24 protein-coding genes and 4 tRNA genes are annotated in these 24,831 nt (G+C 63.7%); 13 read left to right on the top strand and 15 right to left on the bottom strand.

What is annotated here, in order from left to right; all coding sequences use genetic code 11:
* Positions 1-19 precede the first annotated feature (19 nt).
* On the top strand, positions 20-1,285 hold the full coding sequence (locus ACTXG5_RS09915; RefSeq protein ID WP_445163492.1) for an amidohydrolase family protein: 1,266 nt from the start codon (positions 20-22) through the stop codon (positions 1,283-1,285).
* Positions 1,286-1,354: 69 nt separating this feature from the next.
* On the opposite strand, the gene ACTXG5_RS09910 is transcribed toward ACTXG5_RS09915, so the two are convergent.
* From ACTXG5_RS09910 to ACTXG5_RS09885, 6 genes are all read right to left on the bottom strand, one after another.
* Positions 1,355-2,395: a CaiB/BaiF CoA transferase family protein gene (locus ACTXG5_RS09910; RefSeq protein ID WP_445163491.1), complete on the bottom strand. Its 1,041-nt coding sequence runs from the start codon at positions 2,393-2,395 to the stop codon at positions 1,355-1,357.
* On the bottom strand, positions 2,392-3,348 hold the full coding sequence (locus ACTXG5_RS09905) for an LLM class F420-dependent oxidoreductase (RefSeq protein ID WP_445163490.1): 957 nt from the start codon (positions 3,346-3,348) through the stop codon (positions 2,392-2,394). The genes ACTXG5_RS09910 and ACTXG5_RS09905 overlap by 4 nt, the downstream gene beginning before the upstream one ends.
* Entirely contained in the window at positions 3,333-3,767 is a 435-nt protein-coding gene (locus tag ACTXG5_RS09900; protein WP_445163489.1) for a cobalamin-dependent protein, read from the bottom strand. Before ACTXG5_RS09900 ends, ACTXG5_RS09905 begins: the two co-directional genes overlap by 16 nt.
* Positions 3,768-5,345 (bottom strand): methylmalonyl-CoA mutase family protein, encoded by a 1,578-nt coding sequence (locus ACTXG5_RS09895; protein WP_445163488.1) that lies wholly within the window; start codon positions 5,343-5,345, stop codon positions 3,768-3,770. It lies immediately after the preceding gene.
* 82 nt (positions 5,346-5,427) lie between these two features.
* Positions 5,428-6,240 (bottom strand): methyltransferase domain-containing protein, encoded by an 813-nt coding sequence (locus tag ACTXG5_RS09890; protein ID WP_445163487.1) that lies wholly within the window; start codon positions 6,238-6,240, stop codon positions 5,428-5,430.
* A 61-nt stretch (positions 6,241-6,301) separates the two neighbouring features.
* Positions 6,302-6,994, bottom strand: a complete 693-nt coding sequence (locus ACTXG5_RS09885; protein WP_445164346.1) for a M15 family metallopeptidase — start codon at positions 6,992-6,994, stop codon at positions 6,302-6,304.
* A 206-nt stretch (positions 6,995-7,200) separates the two neighbouring features.
* Here ACTXG5_RS09885 and ACTXG5_RS09880 point away from each other — a divergent pair, with 206 nt between their 5' ends.
* The 3 genes from ACTXG5_RS09880 to ACTXG5_RS09870 all read left to right on the top strand — a co-directional run bounded on the left by ACTXG5_RS09880 (position 7,201) and on the right by ACTXG5_RS09870 (position 8,839).
* Positions 7,201-7,632 (top strand): tautomerase family protein, encoded by a 432-nt coding sequence (locus tag ACTXG5_RS09880; RefSeq protein ID WP_445163486.1) that lies wholly within the window; start codon positions 7,201-7,203, stop codon positions 7,630-7,632.
* 163 nt (positions 7,633-7,795) lie between these two features.
* Positions 7,796-8,293, top strand: a complete 498-nt coding sequence (locus tag ACTXG5_RS09875; protein WP_445163485.1) for a hypothetical protein — start codon at positions 7,796-7,798, stop codon at positions 8,291-8,293.
* Between the two features lie 90 nt (positions 8,294-8,383).
* Positions 8,384-8,839, top strand: coding sequence for a PPOX class F420-dependent oxidoreductase (locus ACTXG5_RS09870; RefSeq protein ID WP_445163484.1), 456 nt, complete (start codon positions 8,384-8,386; stop codon positions 8,837-8,839).
* 22 nt (positions 8,840-8,861) lie between these two features.
* Here ACTXG5_RS09870 and ACTXG5_RS09865 read toward each other — a convergent pair whose 3' ends face one another.
* From ACTXG5_RS09865 to ACTXG5_RS09840, 6 genes are all read right to left on the bottom strand, one after another.
* Positions 8,862-9,467 carry a TetR/AcrR family transcriptional regulator gene (locus tag ACTXG5_RS09865; protein ID WP_445163483.1) on the bottom strand — a complete coding sequence of 202 codons (606 nt, stop codon included), beginning with the start codon at positions 9,465-9,467 and terminating at the stop codon, positions 8,862-8,864.
* A gap of 26 nt (positions 9,468-9,493) precedes the next feature.
* Positions 9,494-12,349, bottom strand: coding sequence for an MMPL/RND family transporter (locus ACTXG5_RS09860; protein WP_445163482.1), 2,856 nt, complete (start codon positions 12,347-12,349; stop codon positions 9,494-9,496).
* Positions 12,346-12,780: an MmpS family transport accessory protein gene (locus ACTXG5_RS09855; RefSeq protein WP_445163481.1), complete on the bottom strand. Its 435-nt coding sequence runs from the start codon at positions 12,778-12,780 to the stop codon at positions 12,346-12,348. The genes ACTXG5_RS09860 and ACTXG5_RS09855 overlap by 4 nt, the downstream gene beginning before the upstream one ends.
* 363 nt (positions 12,781-13,143) lie before the next feature.
* A tRNA-Phe gene (locus ACTXG5_RS09850) sits at positions 13,144-13,220 on the bottom strand.
* Positions 13,221-13,252: 32 nt separating this feature from the next.
* A tRNA-Asp gene (locus ACTXG5_RS09845) sits at positions 13,253-13,329 on the bottom strand.
* Positions 13,330-13,377: 48 nt separating this feature from the next.
* Positions 13,378-13,450, bottom strand: a tRNA-Glu gene (locus ACTXG5_RS09840).
* Positions 13,451-13,585: 135 nt separating this feature from the next.
* Between ACTXG5_RS09840 and ACTXG5_RS09835 the strand changes: the two genes are divergently transcribed.
* Together ACTXG5_RS09835 and ACTXG5_RS09830 are read left to right on the top strand one after the other, a co-directional pair.
* Positions 13,586-13,661: transfer RNA gene (locus ACTXG5_RS09835), tRNA-Lys, on the top strand.
* Between the two features lie 372 nt (positions 13,662-14,033).
* Complete coding sequence (locus tag ACTXG5_RS09830) at positions 14,034-14,840, top strand: TIGR04255 family protein (protein ID WP_445163480.1); 807 nt, start codon at positions 14,034-14,036, stop codon at positions 14,838-14,840.
* Between the two features lie 21 nt (positions 14,841-14,861).
* Here ACTXG5_RS09830 and ACTXG5_RS09825 read toward each other — a convergent pair whose 3' ends face one another.
* Positions 14,862-15,761: a class I SAM-dependent methyltransferase gene (locus ACTXG5_RS09825; protein ID WP_445163479.1), complete on the bottom strand. Its 900-nt coding sequence runs from the start codon at positions 15,759-15,761 to the stop codon at positions 14,862-14,864.
* A gap of 127 nt (positions 15,762-15,888) precedes the next feature.
* On the opposite strand from ACTXG5_RS09825, the gene ACTXG5_RS09820 reads away from it, so the two are divergent.
* Together ACTXG5_RS09820 and ACTXG5_RS09815 are read left to right on the top strand one after the other, a co-directional pair.
* Positions 15,889-16,389 (top strand): nucleoside deaminase, encoded by a 501-nt coding sequence (locus ACTXG5_RS09820; protein WP_445163478.1) that lies wholly within the window; start codon positions 15,889-15,891, stop codon positions 16,387-16,389.
* A 39-nt stretch (positions 16,390-16,428) separates the two neighbouring features.
* A complete protein-coding gene (locus ACTXG5_RS09815; protein WP_445163477.1) occupies positions 16,429-16,818 on the top strand; it encodes an ArsR/SmtB family transcription factor in 390 nt (129 codons plus the stop codon).
* A 112-nt stretch (positions 16,819-16,930) separates the two neighbouring features.
* On the opposite strand, the gene ACTXG5_RS09810 is transcribed toward ACTXG5_RS09815, so the two are convergent.
* Positions 16,931-17,995 carry an oxygenase MpaB family protein gene (locus ACTXG5_RS09810; RefSeq protein WP_445163476.1) on the bottom strand — a complete coding sequence of 355 codons (1,065 nt, stop codon included), beginning with the start codon at positions 17,993-17,995 and terminating at the stop codon, positions 16,931-16,933.
* A 67-nt stretch (positions 17,996-18,062) separates the two neighbouring features.
* Between ACTXG5_RS09810 and ACTXG5_RS09805 the strand changes: the two genes are divergently transcribed.
* From ACTXG5_RS09805 to phoU, 5 genes are all read left to right on the top strand, one after another.
* Positions 18,063-18,674: a TetR/AcrR family transcriptional regulator gene (locus ACTXG5_RS09805; protein ID WP_445163475.1), complete on the top strand. Its 612-nt coding sequence runs from the start codon at positions 18,063-18,065 to the stop codon at positions 18,672-18,674.
* A gap of 160 nt (positions 18,675-18,834) precedes the next feature.
* Complete coding sequence (locus ACTXG5_RS09800; protein ID WP_445163474.1) at positions 18,835-19,857, top strand: acyl-ACP desaturase; 1,023 nt, start codon at positions 18,835-18,837, stop codon at positions 19,855-19,857.
* A 6-nt stretch (positions 19,858-19,863) separates the two neighbouring features.
* A complete protein-coding gene (gene dusB, locus ACTXG5_RS09795) occupies positions 19,864-20,997 on the top strand; it encodes a tRNA dihydrouridine synthase DusB (protein WP_445163473.1) in 1,134 nt (377 codons plus the stop codon).
* 204 nt (positions 20,998-21,201) lie between these two features.
* Positions 21,202-23,319, top strand: a complete 2,118-nt coding sequence (locus tag ACTXG5_RS09790) for an LCP family protein (protein ID WP_445163472.1) — start codon at positions 21,202-21,204, stop codon at positions 23,317-23,319.
* Positions 23,320-23,376: 57 nt separating this feature from the next.
* Positions 23,377-24,045 (top strand): phosphate signaling complex protein PhoU, encoded by a 669-nt coding sequence (gene phoU / locus ACTXG5_RS09785; RefSeq protein WP_445163471.1) that lies wholly within the window; start codon positions 23,377-23,379, stop codon positions 24,043-24,045.
* A 3-nt stretch (positions 24,046-24,048) separates the two neighbouring features.
* Here the strand turns inward: phoU and pstB are convergent, their stop codons facing one another.
* Positions 24,049-24,825, bottom strand: coding sequence for a phosphate ABC transporter ATP-binding protein PstB (pstB, locus tag ACTXG5_RS09780; RefSeq protein WP_445163470.1), 777 nt, complete (start codon positions 24,823-24,825; stop codon positions 24,049-24,051).
* Positions 24,826-24,831: the final 6 nt, after the last annotated feature.

The raw sequence follows: 24,831 nt of genomic DNA, 5'->3' as shown, positions 1-24,831 counted from the left end.
CTGCAGGGAGAGGAAAGTCATGGATGTCGATGACCTGATCCTGGTGAGCATTGACGACCACGTGGTCGAGCCGCCGGACATGTTCTTGCGCCACGTGCCCGCCAAGTACAAGGGCGAGGCCCCGATCGTCGTGGTTGACGACAAGGGCGTCGACCAGTGGATGTACCAGGGCAGGCCGCAGGGCGTGAGCGGACTGAACGCCGTGGTGTCGTGGCCGGCCGAGGAATGGGGCCGTGACCCAGCCGGCTTCGCCGAGATGCGCCCCGGCGTCTACGACGTTCACGAACGCGTTCGGGACATGGACCGCAACGGCATCCTCGCGTCGATGTGCTTCCCGACGTTCACCGGATTCTCGGCGCGCCACCTCAACATGACGCGCGAAGACGTCACCCTGGTCATGGTGTCGGCCTACAACGACTGGCACATCGACGAGTGGGCCGGCTCCTATCCCGATCGCTTCATCCCGATCGCGATCCTGCCGACGTGGACACCCGAGGGGATGTGCGCCGAGATCCGCCGCGTGGCGGCCAAGGGCTGCCGGGCGGTGACCATGCCGGAACTGCCGCACCTGGAAGGGCTTCCGAGCTATCACGACGACGACTACTGGGGTCCGGTGTTCCGGACGCTGTCCGAAGAAAACGTGGTGATGTGTCTGCACATCGGCACCGGCTTCGGGGCGATCAGCATGGCGCCCAATGCCCCGATCGACAACATGATCATTCTGGCCACTCAGGTTTCGGCGATGTGCGCGCAGGACCTGTTGTGGGGCCCCGCCATGCGCAACTATCCCGACCTGAAGTTCGCCTTCTCCGAAGGTGGCATCGGCTGGATCCCGTTCTACCTGGACCGCAGCGACCGCCACTACACCAACCAGAAGTGGCTGCGCCGCGACTTCGGCGACAAGCTGCCCAGCGAGGTCTTTCGCGAACACTCGCTGGCCTGCTACGTCACCGACAAGACGTCGCTGAAGCTACGGCATGAGATCGGCATCGACATCATCGCCTGGGAGTGCGACTACCCGCACTCGGATTGCTTCTGGCCGGATGCTCCCGAGCAGGTGCTGGCCGAACTGAACGCCGCGGGCGCCGACGACTCCGACATCAACAAGATCACCTGGGAGAACAGCTGCCGGTTCTTCGGCTGGGATCCGTTCGCCCGCACACCTCGCGATCGGGCGACCGTCAAAGCCCTGCGCGCCAATGCTATTGACGTGGACGTGTCCATCCGGCCGCGTGCCGAGTGGGCGCGGCTCTATGAGGAGAAACAAGCTGCGGTAGCGCGGTAGCTCGACGAGTGTGCGGCTAGCTTCACACTGGGCTTCGAATGTGCGGCTGGCCGCACACTCGGGCCGAGACTAGCCCTCGGGCAACTCCGGCGGCGGCCGGTAGTCGGGCTGATAGCCGGAAACGTGGATCGGACTACCGACGAGGCGGAAATCACCTGCCGTGACAACCACTTCCGGAGTCGCTTTGAGGGCCTCCGGCAGCGACCGCACCGCCGCGGCAGGCACCCCCAGTGGACGCAGTCGCCGTTCCCAACCGGCGGCGGTGTCGGTCGCCAGCATCGCTGTGACGACGGCAAGCACCTCGTCGCGTCGGGCCACCCGCTCGGCCATCGTGTCGAAACCGCCGATACCCGCCTCGGTGGCAAAGGATTTCCAAAACCCGTCATGGGTGATGAACAGCGCCAAATAGCCGTCGGCGGTCGGAAAGAGCTGAGCAGGAACGTAATACGAGTGTGCACCGTTCGGACGGCGCTGCGGCTCGACGCCGTTGTTGAGGTAGGCCGACGCGTGATAGTTCAGCTGTGACAGCATGACATCGCGCAGCGACACATCGACTTGCCCGCCGGTACCGGAGATGATCTTGGCCAAAAGACCCAGTGCCGCACACATTCCGGTGGAATTGTCGGCTGACGAGTAACCCGGCAGCGTCGGCGGGCCGTCCGGATCTCCGGTCAGTGCGGCGATACCGAAACCCGCCTGGACCACATAGTCGAACGCCGGATCGTCGCCGCCGTGCAGGCCGAAGCCGGTGATCGCCACGCAGACGATCCGTTCGTTGTGCCGTCGCAACTCGTCATAGGTGAGCCCCAGCCGGCGGATCGCCGACGGTTTCAGGTTCACCAGAAGTGCGTGCGAGTCCGCCACCAGTTCGCCCAAGTGTTGCTGTCCGGCATCGGAATTCAGGTCCAGGCAGATGCTGGACTTGTTCCGGTTCAGGCTGGCGAAATAGCTGGGGCCGACACCGCGCGAGATTTCGCCGCCGCGGGGCTCGATCTTGGTGACCTCGGCACCGAGGTCGGCGAGCAGCATGGTGGCGTACGGGCCGGCCAGCATGGTGCCGACTTCGAGGATGCGTATTCCCGCCAGAGGTCCGGGGTCTCCCGGTGTCACCGCAACTCCGCTGCGAGTGAGGCGATCATTTCGCGGGTGCGGCGCTTGGAGGCGACCAGCTCATCCCGGTTGTCGCCGATCGGCAGCAGCCGCACCGACAAGTCGGTCACGCCGGCGTCGGCGAAAGAGCGGAATCGCGACAGAATCTGTTCGGAGTCGCCGGCTGCACATAGGTCACCGACATCGCGGGCATCTCCACGGTCCAGCAGGCGCTGGTAGTTGGGTGACACCTCGGCCTCGCCCAGGATGCGGTTGGCCCGCTCCTTGGCCTCGTCGACTTGTGAAGGCACACAGAGGCATACCGGGATACCCGCGACGATCCGCGGCGCGGGCCGACCAGCCTCCGCGGCGGCCTTGCTGATCTTCGGCGCGATGTGATCACCGATCGCCCGCTCGTCGGCCATCCACAAGACGGTGCCGTCGGCGAGTTCACCGGCAATCTGCAGCATCACCGGCCCAAGCGCGGCGACCAGCACCGGCATCGAGGTATCCGATCCGATCGCCAGCGGGTTGTGCACCGTGAACGAATCATTCTCGACGTCAACCGGTCCCGGCCCGGCGATCGCGACGTTGAGCACCTGCAGGTAATCGCGGGTGTAGGCGGCCGGCTTCTCATACGGCAAGCCGAGCATGTCCCGGATTATCCAGTGGTGCGATGGTCCGACGCCCAGGGCCAACCGTCCGCCGGCCACTGCATGTGTCGAGAGCGCCTGGCGGGCAAGGGCAATCGGATGCTGCGCCTGCAGCGGCACCACCGCAGTGCCCAGCTCGATACGCGAACTGTGCGCAGCCATCAGCGACACCATGGTCAGGCAGTCGAAGTCGTTGGGCACCTGCGGCATCCACGCGGTGTCCAGACCCGCGGATTCGGCCCACTCGATATCGGAGACCAGCTTGTCCACCTTGCGGGCCATATCGCCACGTTCGGCGCCGATCATCACTCCGATGCGCACGGTTCCTCTGTTTCCTCTGAGGCGGGTTGCGGGGTGCCGGTCAGGGTGCGAATTTCGCGCACCAGTGTGTCGAGCGGTGTTCCGGTGGGAAAGACCGCGGCGGCACCGGCGGAGAGCAGTTTGGGGACGTCGGCATGTGGGATCGTTCCACCGACGACGACGGCGATGTCCGCGGCGTCGGCGGCACGCAACGCTTCGACAGTCCGCGCGGTGAGCGCCAGGTGCGCACCGGACAGGATGCTCAGGCCCACGACGGCGACGTCTTCCTGGACCGCGATCGACGCGATGTCTTCGATGCGCTGGCGGATGCCGGTGTAGATGACCTCGAAGCCCGCGTCGCGCAGCGTGCGCGCGACGATCTTGGCGCCGCGGTCGTGTCCGTCGAGACCGGGTTTGGCGACCAGAACTCTTACCGCCATTTAGAACACCACCGGTTGCTGGAATTCGCCCCACACCGCTTTGAGTGTGCCGACAATTTCTCCGACCGTGCAGTACGCGTTGGCGCAGTCGATCAGCAGGTGCATCAGATTATCGGTTCCCTCGGCGGCGCGCGAGAGCGCCGCAAGGCTGGATTCGACCGTCGCCGAATCCCTTTCGCTCTTCACCTGGGAGAGCCGTTTCAGCTGAAGATCGCGACCTTCGGCATCGAGCTCGTAGGTGACAACATCGTGTTGCGGCTCCTCGGTCACGAACCGGTTGACCCCGACGACCGGCCGAGTGCCCGCTTCGACCTCCTGGTGGATCTTGAACGCCTCGTCGGCGATCAGGCCCTGCAGGTAACCGTCCTCGATGGCATGGACCATTCCGCCGTGCCGCTCGAGGTCGGACATGATCTCGATGATGCGGGCCTCCGAGGCATCGGTCAGTGCCTCGACGAAGTAGGAGCCGCCCAGCGGGTCCGCGACGCTGGCGACTCCCGTTTCGTGCGCGAGGATCTGCTGGGTGCGCAGCGCCAGTGTGGTGGTCTCCTCGGTGGGCAGGGCGAACGGTTCGTCCCAGGCCGCCGTGAACATCGACTGGACACCTCCCAAGACCGCCGCCATCGCCTCGTAGGCCACCCGGACGATGTTGTTGTGGGCCTGCGGCGCATACAGCGAAGCCCCGCCGCAGACGCAGCCGAACCGGAACATCGCCGCCTTGGCCGTCGTCGCCCCGTAACGCTCCTTCACGATGGTCGCCCAACGGCGGCGCCCCGCACGGTATTTGGCGATCTCCTCGAAGAAGTCCCCGTGGGTGTAGAAGAAGAACGAGATCTGCGGGGCGAACTGATCGATCGTCATCCGGCCGCGTTCCACCACGGTGTCGCAGTAGGTCACGCCGTCGGCCAGGGTGAACGCCATCTCCTGCACCGCGTTAGCTCCGGCGTCACGGAAATGCGCACCGGCCACCGAAATGGCGTTGAACTTCGGAACCTCGGCCGCGCAGAACTCGATGGTGTCGGCGATCAACCGCAGTGACGGCTCCGGCGGCCAGATCCAGGTGCCGCGTGACGCGTACTCCTTGAGGATGTCGTTCTGGATGGTGCCGGTGAGCTTCTCCCGGGGCACGCCCTTGCGCTCGGCGGCGGCGACGTAGAACGCCAGCAGGATCGCGGCCGTGCCGTTGATCGTGAAACTGGTGCTGATCTTGTCCAGCGGGATGCCGTCAAACAGGATCTCGGCGTCCGCCAGGGTGTCGACCGCGACGCCGACCCGGCCGACCTCTTCGCCGAACTCGGCATCGTCGGAGTCGTATCCGCACTGGGTAGGCAGGTCGAGCGCCACCGACAGTCCGGTCCCCCCCTGGTCCAGCAGGTATCGGTAACGGCGGTTGGATTCCTCGGCAGTGCCGAAGCCGGAGTACTGCCGGAAAGTCCACAACTTGCCCCGGTAGCCGGACGCGAAGTTGCCGCGTGTGAAGGGAAACTCCCCGGGCGCCGGCGGCTCGGCGCTTCTATCCGCTGGCCCGTAGACGGGCTGCAGCGGGATGCCGGACGGAGTTTGGGCCATATTATCCATCAATGAATAACGTACTTGCAAAAAAAGAGAATGCCAATACCACGCGCTGACCTGGTCAAACGGAAGTGCCGCAGCGTGAAATCTAGGCCCGGCAGATGATTTCGCCGTGCGGGATGGCTAGCCAACCATCCGGCGCCGCGGCCCAGGTCAGCCACGCCGCGGAGATCTCCTCGAGCTGTCCGGTAGTGGCCAGGCCCATCCGCAAAATGTCGCGGGCTATGCCGGAATGCAGGATTCGGTCGGCCCACATTTCGCCCCACCATTCGCGGGTCTCGGGCGTCGCGTAGCACCAGAGGCTTCCCGTAGGTGTGACGTCGTCGAATCCCGCCTCGAGGGCCCACGACAACAGTTGCCGCCCGGCATCCGGTTCACCGCCGTTGGCGCGGGCCGCCTGCTGGTAGATGTCGCGCCAAAAGTCCAGTGCCGTGAGCCGTGGGAACCAGACGAACCCCGCGTAGTCGGCGTCGCGAGCCGCCACGATTCCGCCGGGCGCACACACCCTGCGCATCTCGCGCAGTGCCTGCACCGGATCGGTGACGTGCTGCAGCACTTGGTGTGCGTGCACGACGTCGAATGTGTCGTCGGGTAGGTCGAGCCGATCCACATCGGCGGTCGCAAACGAGACATTGGACAGATCGCGCTGCTGAGCCTCCGCGCGGGCCGCGTCAAGGACATCGGCGAATTGATCGATGGCCGTTACCGATCCGGGCGCCACCCTGGCGGCGAGGTCCGCGGTGATCGTCCCGGGACCACACCCCACGTCAAGCAGCGACAGCCCCGGCTTGAGGTACGGCAGCAGGTAGCCCGCGGAGTCCTCCGCGGTGCGCCGCTGATGACTGCGCAGCACGGACTCGTGATGTCCGTGCGTGTAGCTGGCCCGGGATGCGTCGTTCATGGTGCATAGCCTACCGAGGACGGACCACATTATGAAACCAATGTCTCAGCATATGAGATAGCTAGTCGACGGGAACGTTGAGAATCGGACGGTCGACGCCGGCCCCTGGACCGTCGAAGTGCCACCACTCACCGGAGTACGCGCTCAGTCCGCCGTATTTCATCGCGTCCCGCAACTGGGCCCGATTCGCCCGAGCGTCGGCGCTGACCCCTTGAGTTGCGAATGCCGTTGCGCGCGGGGAGAAATCGTCGAAGTCGGTACCCATGTCGGCTAGGCAAATCCCGTCTGCGTGGCGTTCGGGCGGGCACTGTTGCTGGACGCTGGTGAATGTGACGTCGACCGACCGCCCCGACTCGTGGCTGTGCGCGAAAGGACCCGGGCGTGCCACCCATGCCGGGTTGGGGACCACGTTGAACATCCTGACCTGAACATCGTGCGGCCGGTAGCAGTCCCAGAACACCAAGAGGTGCCCCTGCGGACGCAGCGCTGAGGCGGCAGTCGCGAGGCCTTGAGACATGGATTGGTGTACGAGGCATCGAGCGTCAGAGGGATACAACTGCGTGCCGGTGAAGTTGTTCGTCGTCGCGTAGCGCAGGTCGATGATCGCGTCAGGCACCACGCTGCGAACGTCGACGAACCCGGCCGCGCGCGCCGCATCGCTGACGGGCGGTACGTCGGGACTTGCCTGCGCGGCTGTGGCGTCGGACACCGCGACCAGGCCGATGGTTACCGCGAGCGAAAGGACCGGGCGCACACAACGCATCCAGTCATTGTCGCGGCTCTTGGTCGATTAACCCGGTAAGCCAACGGCGGGAAATACGCGGTCGGGGGCCATCGATGAACCGCGGCCGATCACCTATGGTCCGAGTAGCCGATCGGCTAGTCTGTGGTCCGCGACCACACCGTACGTCAAGGTCGTGCGAGGCCTGCGAAAGCTCTGAACAAAGGAGGCGGATTGCCATGCCGATGATCGACCTGACATTCGTGCGCGGCTCCATAGACGAACAGCCGCTGAGCCGGCTCGCCGACGAGTTGGTCACCGCGCTACTGCGCGCCGAACGCGCCCCTGACACACCGTATTTGCGCGACAACACCCTGGTGTACCTGCATGCGATGGAGCCGGCCGAGGTCTCCGTCGGCGGCCGCGGACCGCGCGACCCCCGGTTCAGGGTCGACCTGACGGTGTTCGCGGGCGCCGTCGACAAGAACCACAAGGAACAACTCGCCGCCGACGTGCATGCCGCGGTGTGCGCTGCGGCGGGAATCGAGCCCTTGGGCTCTAAGGCATTTCATGTCTGGACGCTGATTCACGAAATTCCCGAAGGAAATTGGGCTGGCGGCGGCAAGGTCATCTATTACCAGCAGGTGAAAGGCCTTGTGTCCGAAGATTAGTGCCCGCACAGGAAAGGCTACCCTGACCAGCACCTGTGAGCTGGGCTGCACAATTACTTATTATGTGATTTGTCTAACTGTCTGCTCATTTATAGCCGAGTTCGTTCACTACTTTGGTAGGTTCTCAACACTATTTGTGCAGAAATGATGCGTCAGGAAATAGATGCGAAGAATCACCGCGCTGTTGTTCGTTGGCGCCAATATGCTTGGGACGGCCGCATTCTGGGGCGGGACGGGTGTCGCCGCGGCCGATGCCAGTTCCGCGGGCACTCTGGTGCCGTTGAGTCCAAAATTTCGGGCCTGCGATTTCACCTGGTCGCTAAATGTGGCGACAAATGGCAAGGGCAGCGGCCAGGCCGTCATTAGCAAGGCGGGATCCAACAAGGTCGTCGCGCAGGTGCAATTGACTGCCGCCGAGCCGCAAACCCACTACAACGTCAGACTGATCCAGTCGCCCAGGCCTTCTGCGGGCTGCGTGGTCGGAGATTCCGGAGTTACTGCCGGCGGTATCGATACCGACGGCGCCGGATCGGGCACGGTGACGCTGCAAGACGCGATTTCCGCGAATACGACGGGCGCTTGGGTGTTCATTGAGCGCCCATCGGCGCACTCTCAGTCGCCGATTGAGTTCCTGACATCGGACATGATCGCGCCGATCTAGTCGACGTCGCGCCGAATAAAAGAATGCGTTGTGCTGCAACGTGTTCAACCACACCGTAGATCCGTTCCGCGGATCGCTAGCATGGATTTCATGGCTCCCAAAGTAGCGACCGCGGACGTGGTCGGTCTTCCCGAACTGCTCGACTTCATCCGGCCCAGACACAAGATGCTGCTGAGTACTTTCCGTTCCGACGGGTCATTGCACAGTTCGCCGGTGACCGGTGGTGTGGACGAGCAGGGCCGCATAGTGATCGCGACCTACCCCCAACGCGCGAAATGTGTGAATATCCGCCGCAACCCGTCGGCGAGCGTGGTCATTCTTTCCGATGATTTCAACGGCGCCTACGTGCAAGTCGATGGGGAGGCCGAGGTGATCGACTTGCCCGAAGCGGTGGAACTGCTCGTCGACTACTTCCGGGTGATCGCCGGAGAGCACCCGGACTGGGCGGACTACCGCCGTGCCATGGTGGATCAAGGCAAGTGCCTGGTTCGCGTCACGCCCGGCCGCTGGGGGCCGGTGGCCACCGGCGGATTTCCGCCGAGATAGAACTCGCTGCCGCAAAGACGCGCTAGCTGGACAGTGCGGGGAGAACGAGTGTCTCGGTGACTTGCCGCAGGAATTTCGCATCGACGGTTTGTCCGTTGAGAACCCGTAGCAGGCTCATAGCGGTGAGTACGTTGGCGACCAGGGACCAGTCTCGGTCGGGGGCGATCTCACCGCGGGCCAAGGCGCGGTCCAAGATAATAGTTATCTGGCGTCCGCCCCTGAGCAGCATCAGATCGTCGAGAGTCGTGGCGAGCTCTGGGTCGCGAGTGGCTTCCAGGGCGACGCGGAGTACTAAGTTGTTGGTGATCAACCCGTTGTCGTAGTGCACCGCACGGTCGATCAGGGCCTCGACGTCGCCGGCCAGACTCCCGGTGTCGGGCGCGTCGTCGGTACTCAGATCCGGCCGCCAGTGGACGAGAACGTCGGTGATCAACGCCGCTTTCGATGACCACCGCCGGTAAATCGCGGCCTTGCCGACGCCGGCACGTGCGGCGATGTCGTCCATGTTCGTGGCGTCGTAGCCGTTCTCGGTCAGTGCGGCAAGAGCGGCGTTGAGGATCGCGGGATCCCGGGATCGGTCCAGCCGGCCAACTGTGCGTTGGCGAAGCTTCGATTCCATCTCACTCATATGCGCGATTCCTGCCTGAAACCTCGTCACACCCTCGTCAGTTCTGGGATGGGCGCGGTATCGCTCTGCGGCTTTTCGGCCTTCTTCCTCATGGCGAAGGTGTCCAGCGGCCACCAGAACCAGCGGCCCAGTGCGGCAGCGATCGCCGGCGTCATGAAGGCTCGCACGATAAACGTGTCGACGAGTAGGCCCATCCCGATCGCGGTGCCGAACTGCCCGATCACCACCAGGTCGCTGACGACCATCGACGCCATGGTGGCCGCGAATATGAGGCCGGCCGCGGTGACCACCCGGCCGGAGGCGCCCATGCCCCGGATGATGCCGGTGTTGAGGCCGGCCGGGATCTCTTCCTTCAGACGGGAAACGAGCAGCAGGTTGTAGTCGGACCCGACGGCCAGCAGGATGATGACCGTCAGCGGAAGCACGATCCATTGCAAGCCCACCCCGAGGATGTCCTGCCAGAGCAGCACGGATAGACCGCATGCGGTGCCCAGCGATGCGAGCACGGTACCGACGATCACCAGGGATGCGACCAGGCTACGGGTGATCAGCAGCATGATCGAAAAGATCAGGATCAGCGTTGCTATGCCGGCGATCATCAGGTCGATCTTCACGCCGTCCTGCATGTCGCTGTACATCGAGGCGGTGCCGGCCAGCGACACCTTCGCGGACTCCAGGGGAGTTCCCTTGATCGCGTCGGCAACCGCCTGCTTGACGCCCTGGACGTGGCGGATGCCGTCCACCGAGGCGGGGTCGCCCTGGTGGGTGATGATGAATCGGACCGCCTTACCGTCGGGCGAGACGAACATTTTCAGTCCGCGTTTGAAGTCGGGGTTTTGGAAGACTTCCGGCGGCAGATAGAAGCTGTCGTCATTCTTGGCTTCGTCGAAGTAGTTCCCCATCATCGTCGAGCCTTCGGCGTTTTCTTGCATATGCCGCTGGATGCCAGCCATGGAGCTGTGGGTGGACAGCATGAAGTCGCGCATTCTTTGCATCGACTCGATGGTCTTGGGAAAGTCGGCGAGCAGTTGCGGCATCAAAGTATCGAGCATGTCGATGTCTTTGGTGGTTTTCCCAATGTCGTCGGCCATGACGTCGATGTCGTCGAGTGTGTCGAATATCGACCGCAACGACCAGCACACCGGGACGTCGAAGCAGTGCTTCTCCCAGTAGAAAAAGGAGCGAAACGGGCGCCACGTGTCTTCGAAATCGGCGACGTGCTGGCGTATTCCCTCGATATCAGTTTGCAAGACGTGCATATCGCGGGTCATCTCGTGAGTGGTTTCGGTCATCTCCTTCATGACGCCATACATGTGCTGCATGACGCTGATCGTTCTGCCCATCTCGTCGGCCTGCTCGAGCATCGACGCCATGCTGTCGTTCATGAATTTCGCCGTCTGCAGGGTGCTGGAACTATTCATGGCGATCACGAACGGGATCGAACTGTGCTCAATCGGGGCCCCGAGAGGCCGGGTGATGGTTTGCACCCGCCCGATGCCGCGTTCATGGAAGACGCTCTTGGCGATTCTGTCGATGATCAGCATGTCCGCCGGATCGCGCAGATCATGGTCGGCTTCGACCATCAGCAATTCCGGATTCATGCGCGCCGGGGTGAAATGCCGCTCAGCCGCTGTCTGCGCGACGTTGGCCGCGATGTCCGGCGGGGTGAACTTCTTGTCGTTGTAAGTCGGGACATAGGTCGCCAGGCTGATGAAACCGATCACCGCGACGAAGGACGCCACGACAATGATAGGTATCGGCCACCTCGTCACCATGGTTCCGACTTTGCGCCAACCCCGTTCCGACACTTGACGTTTCGGATCGAAGAAACCGAACTTGGACGCGACCGAGAGCAACGCGGGCGCCAGCGTCAGGCCTGCCAGCATCGTCACCACCAAGGCGATGGCGCACGGTATCCCCATCGTCTGGAAGTACGGAAGCTTGGTCGCGGTCAGGCACAAGCAGGCGCCCACGATCGTCAGACCCGACCCCAGGATGACGTGCACCACGCCGTTGTAGGCGCTGTAGTACGCCTGTTCGCGGTCCTCGCCACGGGATCGGGCTTCGTGGTAGCGGCCCAACAGGAAGATGAAGTAGTCGGTTCCCGTGGCGATGGTCAGCATCGTGACCATGCTGACGGCGTACGGGGTGAGGCCGATGATGTTCAGATTGCCGGCGGTCGCCACGATGCCCTCGGCGGCATACAGCTCGAAGCGGACCAGGATCAACGCGAGGATCGCGTTCTTGAGCGAGCGGTAGATGAAAAGCAGCATCACGAAGATGACGCCGATCGTGATCAACGTCATCAGGTCCATGCTGTTGTGCGCGGCGATCAGCGTGTCGGTATTGAGCGCGGTGTTGCCGGCCACGTAGGCCTTGACCCCCGGCGGCGGCGGGACGCTTTTGACGATCTTGCGGACCTCGGCGACCGACTTGTGGGCGGGAGTGGTGCCCTGGGCACCGTCGAGGAACACCTGCACATAGGCGGCCTTGCCGTCCGGGCTCTGGGAGCCGGCGGCGGTCAGCGGGTCACTCCAGAAATCCTGGAGGAACTGGACATGCTTGCTGGCCTTGAGCTTCTCGACGATCTTGTTGTAGAAGATGTGCGCACTGTCGCCGAGCTTGTCGTCGCCTTCCAACACGACCATTGCCGAGGAGTCGGTGTCGAACTCCTGAAACTTGTGGCCGATATTCATCATGTCTTTGAACGCGGTCGCATCCCGCGGAGCCATGGGCACCGAGTGCTTGCCCGCCACCTCGCCAAGCGCCGGCGTGAACAGCGTGGTGCCTAGCGCGACGAGCAGCCAGAACAAGATGATCGGCACCCCCAGGACGCGGATCAGGCGGGCGATGCGGGAGCGAGAGCCAGGCTCGGTACTCATACAGATTTCACCAAGCAGTAGATGAAGGGTTGGTATTCGTCGAGGCTGCGGTCGTCGCGGACTTGGCCGTCGACGATGACCCGGCATCGAATGTGGCGCATCCCGGTGTCACCTTGGGCGACGATGTTGGCCGACATCGACGGCAGGGTCGTCACGATGGTGTACGACCACGGCAGCGGGGCGTTTTCGACAAGGTGGGGTTGCCCATTTTCATCGAGGTAGTTGACGCTGACGCTGCCGCCCGCCGGTGCCGTGACCTCGTAGGTGATGTGCTTGGGATTGAACGGCTTCGTCTCGGCATTTACCTCGCCTCTCGCGACAGCGGTATTGGCACCGAAGCTGTCGCGAACGCGAATCACGACGTATCCGCCGAGTGCGACCACGGCGACAAGAAGTAGCGGTATCCACGCCTTCTTGATCAGTCGATACACCGACGATCTCCTGTCCTATCGGCCACCGCCGAGCGCCGCGCGAGTCGCCGGCACACGTATCGATCGAGGTCGTACCTGCCGGACCCACTCATGACGGAACTCAAGTTCCATTTTGGATCGTTCAGAACTGTACCGCATCGCGGGGTGCCTCGCCCGCAGATTGCGCAGCCCGCCGCCGCCGTCGGCGGGATACACCAATTCGTCGACGCCAGCAGGGCGATATCTCTCGGATTAGCTCAGTATCGTTCTGCGACAACATAATTCGCGATGCGAGTAATCGCGCACTTGAGAATGAAACCCGGGCAGCGGCCGCTCAGCCAGCCGGCGAACGGACGGGAACAGCCCACGGCAATATGTCGAATGTGGTGGCCAGGGCCGGGATCGAACCGGCGACCTTCCGCTTTTCAGGCGGACGCTCATACCGACTGAGCTACCTGGCCATGACCGGAAGGCAGCGTGTGCCTCGCCGTGCTGGCGACCCTGACGGGACTCGAACCCGCGACCTCCGCCGTGACAGGGCGGCGCGCTAACCAACTGCGCCACAGGGCCTTGCTTTCCTGCGTGTACTGCTCGCTCCGACGTTGCCGACGTTGCGCGTACCCCCAACGGGATTCGAACCCGTGCTACCGCCGTGAAAGGGCGGCGTCCTAGGCCACTAGACGATGGGGGCCAGAACCGAATCACTCCGGGGCACTCGCAACGCAACTACCGTTGGGAGCCACGCCAGCTTAGGTCACCGCAGGCCCAATCCTCAAACGAGTGGGGTTCGAGGCGCGTTTCGCACCCAGTATCCTGAATCTTCGCCGCCCCTATAGCTCAGTTGGTAGAGCTACGGACTTTTAATCCGCAGGTCCTAGGTTCGAGTCCTAGTGGGGGCACCAAAACGGCAGCCCAGCCGACGTTTACTCGCCGAGGGGTCTTCCGTTGCGTTCAACCCGCGCCTCCCATTCCGCCCGGCAGGTGTGCCTCACTCGCCGGCAGTTGTGGTCTCTCCCGGCGGCGCCGAGGTGGGACTATGGTCGGCGGACACGTCATTTTCTTGCTTATCGTCCGCTTGAGGGGGCTGTTCGTCGCCTTCTGGATCTGGCTGTTCGGCGGTGGTCACGTTAGTTCTCCCGTCCCGTGGCGTTTTGCGTGTCAGCTACCCGCGTTCACGGCGTTGGAAACGCCAGCTTGACCGGCAGCGTCTCGCCGACTCGTTGGCCCCTCAGCCGTGCGGCACGGCCCTCGTGTGGCCGGCACACGATTTGGCTATGCTTCGCGAGGTGAGTGTCGATCCGGCCTGGCAAAATGCGCCCGTAGCCCTGGTAACGATGGAAATCCGTCACCCCGCAACGGATTCCCTCACCGAATCGTCGAGCCGAGAGCTCAAACGCCTTCTCGCCGACGACCTGCCGATCGAACGCCAAGCTCAGGACATGGCCTGGGGAGTGGGCCCGGGGGGCGGTCCGGCACCAACGCCCGAGCACTTCGTCCGTTATGTCAACCGGGACAGCACGCAAGCCGCCTCAATAAAAAATCAGGCAGTCGTCATCGAAACCACCGCCTACACCACCTTCGAAGCGTTGTGCGACGTCGCGATGCGGGTCCTCGACGCCCGCTCGCAGGTGTCGTCGATCGTCGGGGTGGAACGCATCGGTCTGCGCTATCTCCTGGAGATCCGAGTCCCGGCGGGCCCTGATGGTCGCATCGACTGGGCCGAATGGATCGCCGAGCCGCTACTCGGCCCGCAACGCTTCGCTCCCGGGGGGCTGGCCCTGACCGAATGGCAGGGCGCTGCGGTTTACCGCGAGCAGCAGCCAGGCAAATCGATGATCGTGCGCTACGGGCCAGGCATGGGCCAGGTGCTCGATCCCAACTACTACCTGCGCCGGACGATGCCGGTTGAGCCCGGACCGTTCTTTCAGTTGGACATCGACAGCTTCTGGATCCCGGTCGCGTCAATTCCCGAATACAACCGGGATGCGGTTCGTGGGACTTTTCACAACCTTGATGAACCGGCTCGTGCGGTGTTTTCGGAACTGCTCACCAGCCGCCTGCGGGATGGCCTGCTTCGCTAAGGCCCGCCACACCATTCGGTGTTATCGCGTCAGTACCGCGCTGCTGTAGGTCACATCGGCGAAGGCTTCCGCGACCTCGTCGTCGGGATAGGCAAACCCGTTGGCCTCGTGCAGTTCCTTGACCGTGTGCGACGACACTGCCCAGCCGCGCTGCTTGAGGTAGTCGACGATGTGGCTGCGCTGGCCATGATAGACGAGATCGTTGAAATCGACTTCGAACCCGAACTCGCTCATTCGGTCGTGGTGTGCGCGCCATCGCGGATCCGCGAAAATTGCTGTGTCAGGCACGAATTCGAACGCCAGCCGGCTGCCCGGGGCGCTTAGCGCGGTGATGTTGTCGAACAGCGCGTCCTGCGCATCGTCCGGCAGGTACACCAGCAAGCCCTCCGCGCTCCACACCGAGGGAGCCTTCGGGTCGAATCCCGCGGCCTGCAGTGCGGTGGCCCAATCGTCGCGCAGATCGACAGCGACGGTGCGCCGCTCGGCGGTCGGCTCGGCACCGAGTTCGCGCAGGGTCAGGGTCTTGAACTCGATCACCTCGGGCATGTCGACCTCGTAGACGACGGTGCGCGCCGGCCACGGCAAGCGGTAAGCACGTGCGTCGAGACCCGAGGCAAGAATCACCGCCTGGGCAACGCCGCTTTGTGCGGCTCCGAGAAAGAACTGGTCGTAGAACCTGGTGCGACAGGCCATCCCCACGGCCATTCGCCGTGGATCGAATTCGGAATCCTCGCCAACCGGAATCTCCCCGTTGACCAACCGGACGTACACATCGATCCCGACGGCGCGCACCAACGGCGCGGCATAGGGATCGTCAATCAACTTCTCGTCGCTGGACAGCGCCCGCTGGGCGGCGACCATCGTTGCCGTGGCCCCGACACTCGTCGCGAGATCCCAGCGATCGCTATCGGTGCGCGCCATGGTGCTCCCTACTCCGTAAACCCAAACAAATTTAGATAAGCTAGTTATTACCACAGCGGCGGCGCCGGGACCTGCCGGGACTACGCTCCGAGTTATCTGACCCCCGTCTTTGCGCGCCGGAGGACCCGTGACTGACTTTGCCCAACGGACGATCGACCTGGCCCGTCACAACGTCGCCGAGGGCGGCCGTCCGTTCGCGACGGTGATCGTCCAAGACGGCGAAGTCCTCGCTGAGAGCACCAATAAGGTCGCCCAGACCAACGACCCAACCGCCCACGCCGAGATCCTCGCGATCCGGGAGGCGTGCATGAAGCTGGGCACCGAGCACCTGGTCGACGCCACCATCTACGTGATGGCCAACCCGTGCCCGATGTGCCTGGGTTCGCTGTACTACTGCTCCCCCAAGGAAGTCGTCTTCTTGATCACCCGCGAGTCCTACGAGCAGTACTACCTCGACGACCGTAAATACTTCGAAGTCTCAACGTTTTACGACGAATTCGCGAAGAGCTGGGACCAGCGGCGCCTGCCCATGCGATACCAGCCCGAGGATGCCGCGGTGGACGTCTACCGGCTGTGGCATGAACGCAACGGCGGACAACGCAAATCGACGGTCGTCCCGCCCGGCTGAAACCGGCGCCTGATGCGATGTTCCAGCTACTATCTGCGTATGCATGCAGGTAATAGTGAAGCCCGGTTGCCGGACGACCAAACAAGTTTGATGGTCGAAGTCTTCCGCATGCTGGCCGACGCCACCAGGGTGCAGGTGCTGTGGTCGTTGACGCACCGCGAGATGTCGGTCAACGAGCTTGCCGAGCACGTCGGCAAGCCGGCGCCGTCGGTGTCCCAGCACCTTGCGAAACTGCGCATGGCACGCCTGGTGCGCACCCGCCGAGACGGCACCACGATCTTCTACAGCCTGGAGAACGACCACGTCCGCCAACTCGTCATCGACGCTGTTTTCAACGCCGAGCACGCCGGACCCGGAGTTCCCCGTCATCACCGCGACGGCACTGGACTGAAGGTGGTGGCCGAATCGTCGGCATCGACAAAGCCGTGAACGACGGCTAACCACAACATATTTCGGACAACGCGTTGACCGTGACCGAGCCGCACACCCATGACACCGCGCACGGCCACGCCCACGCATAACACGCAGGGCACTACCTAAACTAGGAAACCTTGGGGCAGTAGTGCATCGGGTTGTCGCGCTCATCGAGCGGCGGCAGGTTGCGCGCCGGTGTGTGCACCAGCGGCGTGTCGGCCGGGATCCGTCCGGAGGCACGATCCAAGCCGGCCCTGGCCCGAGGGTGCTTACGGAATCGTGTTGGCACACAGGTGAAAACGAGACGAATGAAGTTACCGAGGCGCCGGTGCAGCCATTCGTCGCGGCGCGACCACTGGTAGCCCATCAGGTGGCGAACCGGCGGATCGTAGAGACCGACGGTGAACCAGACGAAGAACGGCGCCAGCAGTTTGCGTTGCGCCGCCCACAACCAGTCCGGAAGGCCCCGTGCGTACGGGGGTTTGGGCAGCTCAGTCAGATCCAGCACGGCACGTGCCGCCTCGTTGTTCTCTAACACGTTGCGGCACATGTGGTCCCAGTAGACCTGGAATTCCTCCCAGGATGCCGGTACCGGCCGCATGCTCATCCCGTACATCCGGTACCAGCCGACATGTTCGTCGAACAATTGGCGTTTCTGCGCCTCGGTCAGGCCGCCGCAAAACCGTTCGGCCACATGAACAGTCCCGACGAAGAAGGTGGCATGCGCCCAGTAGAAGACATCGGGGTTCAGCGCGTGGTAACGGCGACCCTGTTCGTCAACACCCTTGATGTCGACGTGATAGTCGCGCACCTCGGCGCCGGTGACCGGGGCGCGGTCTCCGTCGAAGACCACTCCGCCGATCGGGTACAGCGACCGCAGCAGGCGGGGCCAGCGTTCCCGGAAGAAAGTCGAGTGGTCGATGACCGCGGCGCCCAGCTGGGGGTGCATGTTCTGCATGGAGCCTGCCCACGGACCCTGCAACATGCCGCGCCAATCCCCGAAGTAGCGCCACGTCAAAGAATCCGGGCCGACCGGGATCGGTGGCGCCTGATATCCCGACGGCGACACCGGACAGCCACCCGCGACACCATTGGGCCCATCAGGCGAAATTGCCGACTCGCCGGCGGTGGGCGCGCCGCAACCAGCTTCGGTGCTGGTCAGTGGACGGGCTGCGGACGTATGTTTGGTCACTGTGGGTTTCCTGGTAGCTAGCCGAATTGTGACTACGTGTGTTGTCACTTTGTAGCTTAGGAGCGATGTGCAGTCTGGTCAACGACGGGGCCGTTGGTCAGGCGTCCCCTTGGAAAGTCGCCACGCCCTTCGGCGCGACAACCTCATCGCCGCTGGCGTGCAGTTATTGGGCAGCGAGCGCGGGCCTGCCCTGACGGTCCGTGCGGTCTGCCGCAAGGCCGCGCTGACCGAACGATATTTCTACGAGAGCTTCACCGACCGGGACGAATTCGTGCGCGCGGTGTACGACGATGTCTGCGCGCGGGCGATGACGACCCTCACGTCGTCGGACACCCCTCGGGATGCGGTCGAACAATTCGTCGAGCTGATGGTCGACGACCCGGTGCGCGGGCGCGTGCTGCTCTTGGCGCCGGCCGTCGAGCCGATCCTGACCCAGTCGGGCGCTGAGTGGATGCCCAACTTCATCGATCTCCTGCAACGCAAGCTGTCGGGCATCGGCGATCCCGTGCTGCAGAAAATGATCGCCACCAGCCTGGTCGGCGCCCTGACAAGTCTGTTCACCGCGTACCTGAACAGACAGCTTGGGGCCAGCCGCAAGCAGTTCATCGATTACTGCGTCAACATGCTTTTCAACACGGCGGCTCCGTATGTACCGCCCCCCGAAGAGGTATTCGAGTAGCGACATTGCGTCCGGCGGGAGGCGCCCGCATTACGACCATCGGGCCGCGCCCGCATTCCGACGCAGAGTTGTGACCCGCCATGAACGGGCGGGAACTTGATGCTACTGGCCGACACAGATATATTGATGCAACCAATAGACACAGATAACTGGGGGTGTCATGTCCGGCACGCTGACCGAGCTGCAGCTACTACACGAACTTGAGCCCGTCGTCGAGAAGAACCTGAACCGACACCTGAGCATGCATAAGTCCTGGAACCCGCACGACTACATACCGTGGTCAGACGGGAAGAACTTCTATGCGCTCGGCGGCCAGGAATGGCACCCGGAGGAGAGCAAGCTTTCCGACCTCGCCCAGGTGGCGATGGTGCAGAACCTGATGACGGAAGACAATCTGCCGTCGTATCACCGCGAGATCGCGATGAACTTCGGCCTGGACGGCCCCTGGGGCCAGTGGGTCAACCGGTGGACCGCCGAAGAGAACCGGCACGGGATCGCGCTGCGCGACTACCTGGTGGTGACCCGCGCGGTCGACCCGGTCGAACTGGAGAAGCTGCGCCTCGAGGTGGTCAACCGGGGCTTCAGCCCGGGCCAGAACCACCAGATTCGAGACGACATATTCGCCACGAGTCTCTTCGATTCGGTCATCTACGTCACGTTCCAGGAGCTGGCGACCCGAATTTCGCACCGCAATACGGGTAAAGCCTGCGACGAAACGATCGCCGACCAGTTGCTGGGCAAGATCTCGGCCGACGAGAACCTGCACATGATCTTCTACCGTGATGTCAGCGAGGCCGGGTTCGCGATCTCGCCCAATCAGGCGATGAAGGCGCTGCACAAGATCCTGCGCAACTTCCAGATGCCCGGCTTCCAGGTGCCCGAGTTCCGCCGCAAGGCCGTGTTCATCGCCGTCGGGGGCGTCTACGATCCGCGCATCCACCTCGACGAGGTCGTCATGCCGGTCCTGAAGAAGTGGCGCATCTTCGAGCGCGAGGACTTCACCGGTGAAGCAGAAGCGTTGCGCGATGACCTTGCCGTGCTGATCCAGGAACTCGAGATGGCTTGCGACAAGTTCGAGGTGTCCAAGCAGCGCCAACTCGACCGGGAAGTCCGTACGGGCAAGAAGGTCACCGCACTCGAGCTGCACAAAACTGCCGGCAAGCTGGTAATGAGCCGTCGGTAGCCCGCATTGCGCATCGGTCCGATCCCGCTAGCCAGCCCGGTGGTGCTGGCCCCGATGGCCGGTGTGACGAACGTCGCATTCCGGACGCTGTGCCGTGAACTAGAGCAGTCGAAAGTCGGCACGGTCAGCGGCCTGTACGTGTGCGAGATGGTGACCGCGCGTGCCCTCGTCGAGCGGCATCCGGTCACCATGCACATGACGACGTTCTCGCCGGATGAGTCGCCACGCTCGCTGCAGTTGTACACCGTCGACCCGGCAACGACGTACGCGGCGGCCAAGATGATCGTCGACGACGATCTGGCCGATCACATCGACATGAATTTCGGCTGCCCGGTGCCCAAGGTCACCAAGCGCGGCGGCGGTGCCGCGCTGCCGTTCAAGCGCAGGCTGTTCGGCCAGATCGTGGCCGCGGCGGTGCGCGCCACCGAAGGCACCGACATCCCGGTGACGGTCAAGTTCCGCATTGGCATCGACGACGGGCACCACACCCACCTGGACGCCGGCCGCATCGCCGAAGCCGAAGGCGCGGCAGCGGTCGCGCTGCACGCCCGGACGGCGGCTCAGCGCTACTCCGGCACCGCCGATTGGGAACAGATCGCCCAACTCAAACAGCAGGTGCAAACGATTCCGGTGCTCGGCAATGGCGACATCTACGATGCCAGCGATGCGTTGACCATGATGGCCAGTACCGGCTGCGATGGCGTCGTGATCGGCCGCGGATGCCTGGGCCGGCCCTGGCTGTTCGCCGAACTGTCGGCCGCATTCACCGGTAGTCCGGCCCCCACCCCGCCGACGCTCGGCGAGGTCGCCGACATCGTGCGCCGGCACGGCGAGTTGCTCACCGCGCATTTCGGTGAGGACAAGGGCATGCGCGACATCCGCAAGCACGTCGCCTGGTATCTGCATGGCTTCCCGGCGGGCTCCGAGTTGCGGCGAGCACTGGCCCTGGTCACTACCCTCGACGAACTCGACACGCTGCTGGACCGGCTGGATGGGAGCGTCCCCTTTCCGGAGGCGGCGACCGGGCCGCGAGGCCGGCAAGGTTCCCCTGCCCGCGTCGCCCTGCCCGAAGGCTGGCTGAACGACCCCGACGACTGCACGGTGCCGGCGGGAGCCGACGTCATGCATTCCGGCGGCTGAGCCGAACCCCGCTCGAAATCGCGCCCGGGACGATAAGTCAGTACGATGTGGACCTTGCTGGATTGCGCTTGGGCGGCGGTTTGTTTACCCCGCTGCACAGGGGCTGCGGGTAGCGAAGTTGCGGCGCTGTTAGCGCGGCACTGCGGTGATTTGGCGCACGGACATCACTGACGGCGGCATCAGAGCTTCGGAGGCGAGTAGAACATGAGTGACGGCGAGGTAGACGCCACTCTTGGCTCTCGCCGCGGCTCCCACGACCGCCAACCAGCCTCGTTCGGCGCCGCGCCGTGGGAGCGGTTCACCGAGCCGCCCGCCGATGACCGCATCCACCGATGGCAGGTTGAGCCGCCCACCGAGACTCACGCGGACGCCGCAGTCGAGGCCGCCGAGTTGCCGGCACGCAGTGCGGAAAAGGCCGGTAGTCATGCCTCGGGAGCGCTCAGCGTCGCCGACCTGATCGCCAAAGTCGGCGCCAACACCACCGGCACCCGTCACCACCGCGCCGACCTCGACGACGAACCCCCCGATCCGGATGTGTTCGTCGACCAGCAGGACACCCAGGTCATCGATATTCCGGCCTACTCGCTCGACATCGCCTCGGAAATTCCCGACCTCGAGGTCACGAACTACCCGAGCGGCGACGAGCCCGAGCCCGACCGGACCGCGGTACCGACCGCGTCACGCCCGACCAAGCCGAAGCGGATCGGCCGACCCGAATCCGCCGACATCCCGTCGCCGACACACGTGTCCCGCCGCAGGCCGATACTGCTCGCCGGGCGTTCGATGGCGGCGCTGTTTGCCGTGCTGGCGCTGGTCCTGACCGGCAGCGCGTGGCAGTGGAGCGCGTCGAAGAACAACCGGCTCAACACCATTAGCGCACTCGACCGGAACTCCGGTGACATCGTCGACCCCAACGGGCAGTACGGCGATGAAGACTTCCTGATCGTTGGCATGGACTCGCGCTCCGGCGCGAACGCCAACATGGGCGCGGGCGACACCGAGGACGCCGGCGGCGCACGGTCGGACACCGTGATGCTGGTCAACATCCCGGCGAACCGCAAACGCGTGGTGGCGGTCTCTTTCCCCCGTGACCTGGCGATCACCCCGATGCAGTGCGAAGCCTGGAACCCCGATACCGGAAAGTACGGACCCCTCTACGACGAGAAGACAAAGACCTGGGGTTCCAAGATGATCTACACCGAGACCAAATTGAACTCGGCGTTCTCCTTCGGCGGTCCGAAATGTCTGGTCAAGGAAATCCAAAAACTGTCCGGTTTGAGCATCAACCGGTTCATCGCCGTCGACTTCTCCGGGTTCGCGAACATGGTCGAGGCACTCGGCGGTGTCGAGGTCTGTAGCAAGACACCACTGCACGACTACGAGCTCGGTACCGTCCTGGACCATTCCGGACGCCAGCTCATTGACGGCCCGACGGCGCTGAACTACGTGCGCGCCCGCCAGGTCACCACCGAATTCAACGGCGACTACGGCCGTATCAAACGCCAGCAGTTGTTCTTGTCGTCCCTGCTGCGTTCGCTGATCTCCGAGGACACGTTGACCGACCTCAACAAGCTCAACAACGTCGTCAACATGTTCATCAGCAACAGCTACGTGGACAACGTCCAAACCAAAGACCTTGTTCAGCTGGGCCAGTCGCTGCAGGGCATGGCTGCCGGGCACTTCACGTTCGTCACGGTGCCCACCGGCGTGACGGACCAGAACGGTGACGAACCGCCGCGCGCGGCCGACACCAAGGCGCTTTTCAACGCGATCATCAACGACGATCCGCTGCCTGAGGAAAACGATCAGAACGCGCAGAGCCTGGGAACGACCCCAACCTCGGGGCCGACAAGTGCACCCAGCACCAAGAAAACACCGCCGCCGAGTGCGGCCCCCGAGGCTCGGCGTGAGCAGGTGACGACGACCTCGCCCGACGAAGTCACCGTGCGAGTCTCCAACGCGACCGCCCAGAGTGGTCTTGCCGCAACCGCGACCACCCAGCTCAAGCGGAGCGGGTTCAACGTCATGTCGCCCGATGACTTCCCAAGTTCGGTGAACGCGACGACCGTCTTCTTCTCCGCCGGCAACGAGCAAGCGGCCGCGACGGTGGCATCGGCGTTCGCCAATTCGAAGGTTTCCCGGGTTTCCGGCTACGGGCAGGTCGTTCAGGTGGTGCTCGGTCCTGACTTCAAGTCGGTTTCCCCTCCCGTGCCCAGCGGCTCGTCGGTCAGCGTCCAGATCGACCGCAGCCCGGGTAGCACGCCAACCAAACTCCCGGATGACCTGACGGTGACTAACGCCGCCGATACCACCTGTGAATAACCGTCTTTCGACCCGGTAGGCCGCCGTTTTCGACGCCGAGTAAGTAGGCTTGGCGGCATGCGGACCGCCTACCATGAGCAGCTCTCGGATTTATCCGAGCGGCTTGGCGAGATGTGCGGGTTAGCGGGGGCGGCCATGGAGCGGGCAACCCAGGCACTCCTGCAGGCCGACCTGGTTCTTGCTGAACAGGTGATCTCGGGCCACGAAGAGATCGCGAATTCGAGCGCTCGCGCCGAGGAGAGCGCGTTCGTGCTGCTGGCGCTGCAGGCACCGGTGGCCGGCGACCTGCGGTCCATTGTGAGTGCCATCCAGATGGTGGCCGATATCGACCGGATGGGCGCACTGGCACTGCACGTCGCAAAGATTGCCCGCCGACGCCATCCGCAGCACGCATTGCCTGAAGAGGTCAATGGGTACTTCGCCGAGATGGGCAGAGTCGCCGTCGAATTGGGCAACAGCGCACAAGAGGTGGTGTTGTCCCGCGACCCGGAGAAAGCGGCCCGGATACGCGAAGAAGACGACGCGATGGACGATCTGCACCGGCACTTGTTCTCGGTTCTGATGGACCGGGAATGGAGGCATGGTGTGGCGGCCGCCGTCGACGTGACGTTGCTGGGCCGTTTCTACGAACGCTTCGCCGACCACGCGGTCGAGGTGGCCAGGCGCGTCATTTTCCAGGCGACGGGCAAATTGCCCGAAGACGACACGGCGCCTCCGACGCCGTAAGCCCTAGCCGAAGCGGCCGGAGATGTAGTCCTCGGTGGCCTTCTGGGAGGGATTGGAAAAGATCTTCTCGGTGTCATCGATCTCGATGAGCCGGCCGGGCCTTCCCGCTGCTTCCAGGTTGAAAAACGCCGTGTGATCGCTGACGCGGGCGGCCTGCTGCATGTTATGCGTGACGATGACGATGGTGTAGTCCTGCTTCAGCTCACTGATCAGTTCCTCGATCGCCATCGTCGAGATCGGGTCAAGCGCGGAGCACGGCTCGTCCATCAGCAACACATCGGGTTGCACGGCGATCGCCCGCGCGATGCACAACCGCTGCTGCTGCCCGCCGGACAGACCGCCGCCGGGCCTGTTCAGCCGATCCTTGACCTCATCCCACAGATTGGCGCCGCGCAGCGAGTGCTCGGCGACGTCGTCGAGCAACCTGCGATTGCGCACCCCCTGCAGCTTCAGGCCCGCCACCACATTGTCACGAATAGACATGGCGGGGAACGGATTTGGCCGCTGGAACACCATTCCGATCGCCCGGCGCACACCAACCGGGTCGATACCCTGGGCGTAGATGTTTTCATCGTCGAGCAACACGGTGCCGTCGACCCGGGCACCGGGGATGACCTCATGCATCCGGTTCAGTGTTCGCAGCACGGTCGTCTTGCCGCAGCCGGACGCTCCGATGAACGCCGTCACGCTCCGGGGGAGAATCGACAGCGTCACATCAGCGACCGCCTGAAACGATCCGTAGAAGATGTTGACGTCTTTCAAGTCCAATCGCTTGGCCACCCAGCA

Source organism: Mycobacterium sp. Dal123C01 (assembly GCF_052566995.1).
The sequence above is the reverse complement of the archived record's forward strand: the minus strand, read 5'-3'. Positions and strand labels throughout refer to the sequence as shown.

Excerpts from the sequence above, each read along its gene's own strand:
- ACTXG5_RS09860 (WP_445163482.1), bottom strand. The coding sequence starts at position 12,349 with ATGAGTACCGAGCCTGGCTCTCGCTCCCGCATCGCCCGCCTGATCCGC.
- ACTXG5_RS09800 (WP_445163474.1), top strand. The coding sequence starts at position 18,835 with ATGTCCGGCACGCTGACCGAGCTGCAGCTACTACACGAACTTGAGCCC.
- ACTXG5_RS09825 (WP_445163479.1), bottom strand. The coding sequence starts at position 15,761 with ATGGCGCGCACCGATAGCGATCGCTGGGATCTCGCGACGAGTGTCGGG.
- ACTXG5_RS09865 (WP_445163483.1), bottom strand. The coding sequence starts at position 9,467 with ATGAGTGAGATGGAATCGAAGCTTCGCCAACGCACAGTTGGCCGGCTG.
- ACTXG5_RS09900 (WP_445163489.1), bottom strand. The coding sequence starts at position 3,767 with ATGGCGGTAAGAGTTCTGGTCGCCAAACCCGGTCTCGACGGACACGAC.
- ACTXG5_RS09815 (WP_445163477.1), top strand. The coding sequence starts at position 16,429 with ATGCATGCAGGTAATAGTGAAGCCCGGTTGCCGGACGACCAAACAAGT.
- ACTXG5_RS09790 (WP_445163472.1), top strand. The coding sequence starts at position 21,202 with ATGAGTGACGGCGAGGTAGACGCCACTCTTGGCTCTCGCCGCGGCTCC.
- ACTXG5_RS09890 (WP_445163487.1), bottom strand. The coding sequence starts at position 6,240 with ATGAACGACGCATCCCGGGCCAGCTACACGCACGGACATCACGAGTCC.
- ACTXG5_RS09870 (WP_445163484.1), top strand. The coding sequence starts at position 8,384 with ATGGCTCCCAAAGTAGCGACCGCGGACGTGGTCGGTCTTCCCGAACTG.
- ACTXG5_RS09915 (WP_445163492.1), top strand. The coding sequence starts at position 20 with ATGGATGTCGATGACCTGATCCTGGTGAGCATTGACGACCACGTGGTC.
- phoU (WP_445163471.1), top strand. The coding sequence starts at position 23,377 with ATGCGGACCGCCTACCATGAGCAGCTCTCGGATTTATCCGAGCGGCTT.
- ACTXG5_RS09830 (WP_445163480.1), top strand. The coding sequence starts at position 14,034 with ATGCTTCGCGAGGTGAGTGTCGATCCGGCCTGGCAAAATGCGCCCGTA.
- ACTXG5_RS09880 (WP_445163486.1), top strand. The coding sequence starts at position 7,201 with ATGCCGATGATCGACCTGACATTCGTGCGCGGCTCCATAGACGAACAG.
- ACTXG5_RS09875 (WP_445163485.1), top strand. The coding sequence starts at position 7,796 with ATGCGAAGAATCACCGCGCTGTTGTTCGTTGGCGCCAATATGCTTGGG.
- ACTXG5_RS09895 (WP_445163488.1), bottom strand. The coding sequence starts at position 5,345 with ATGGATAATATGGCCCAAACTCCGTCCGGCATCCCGCTGCAGCCCGTC.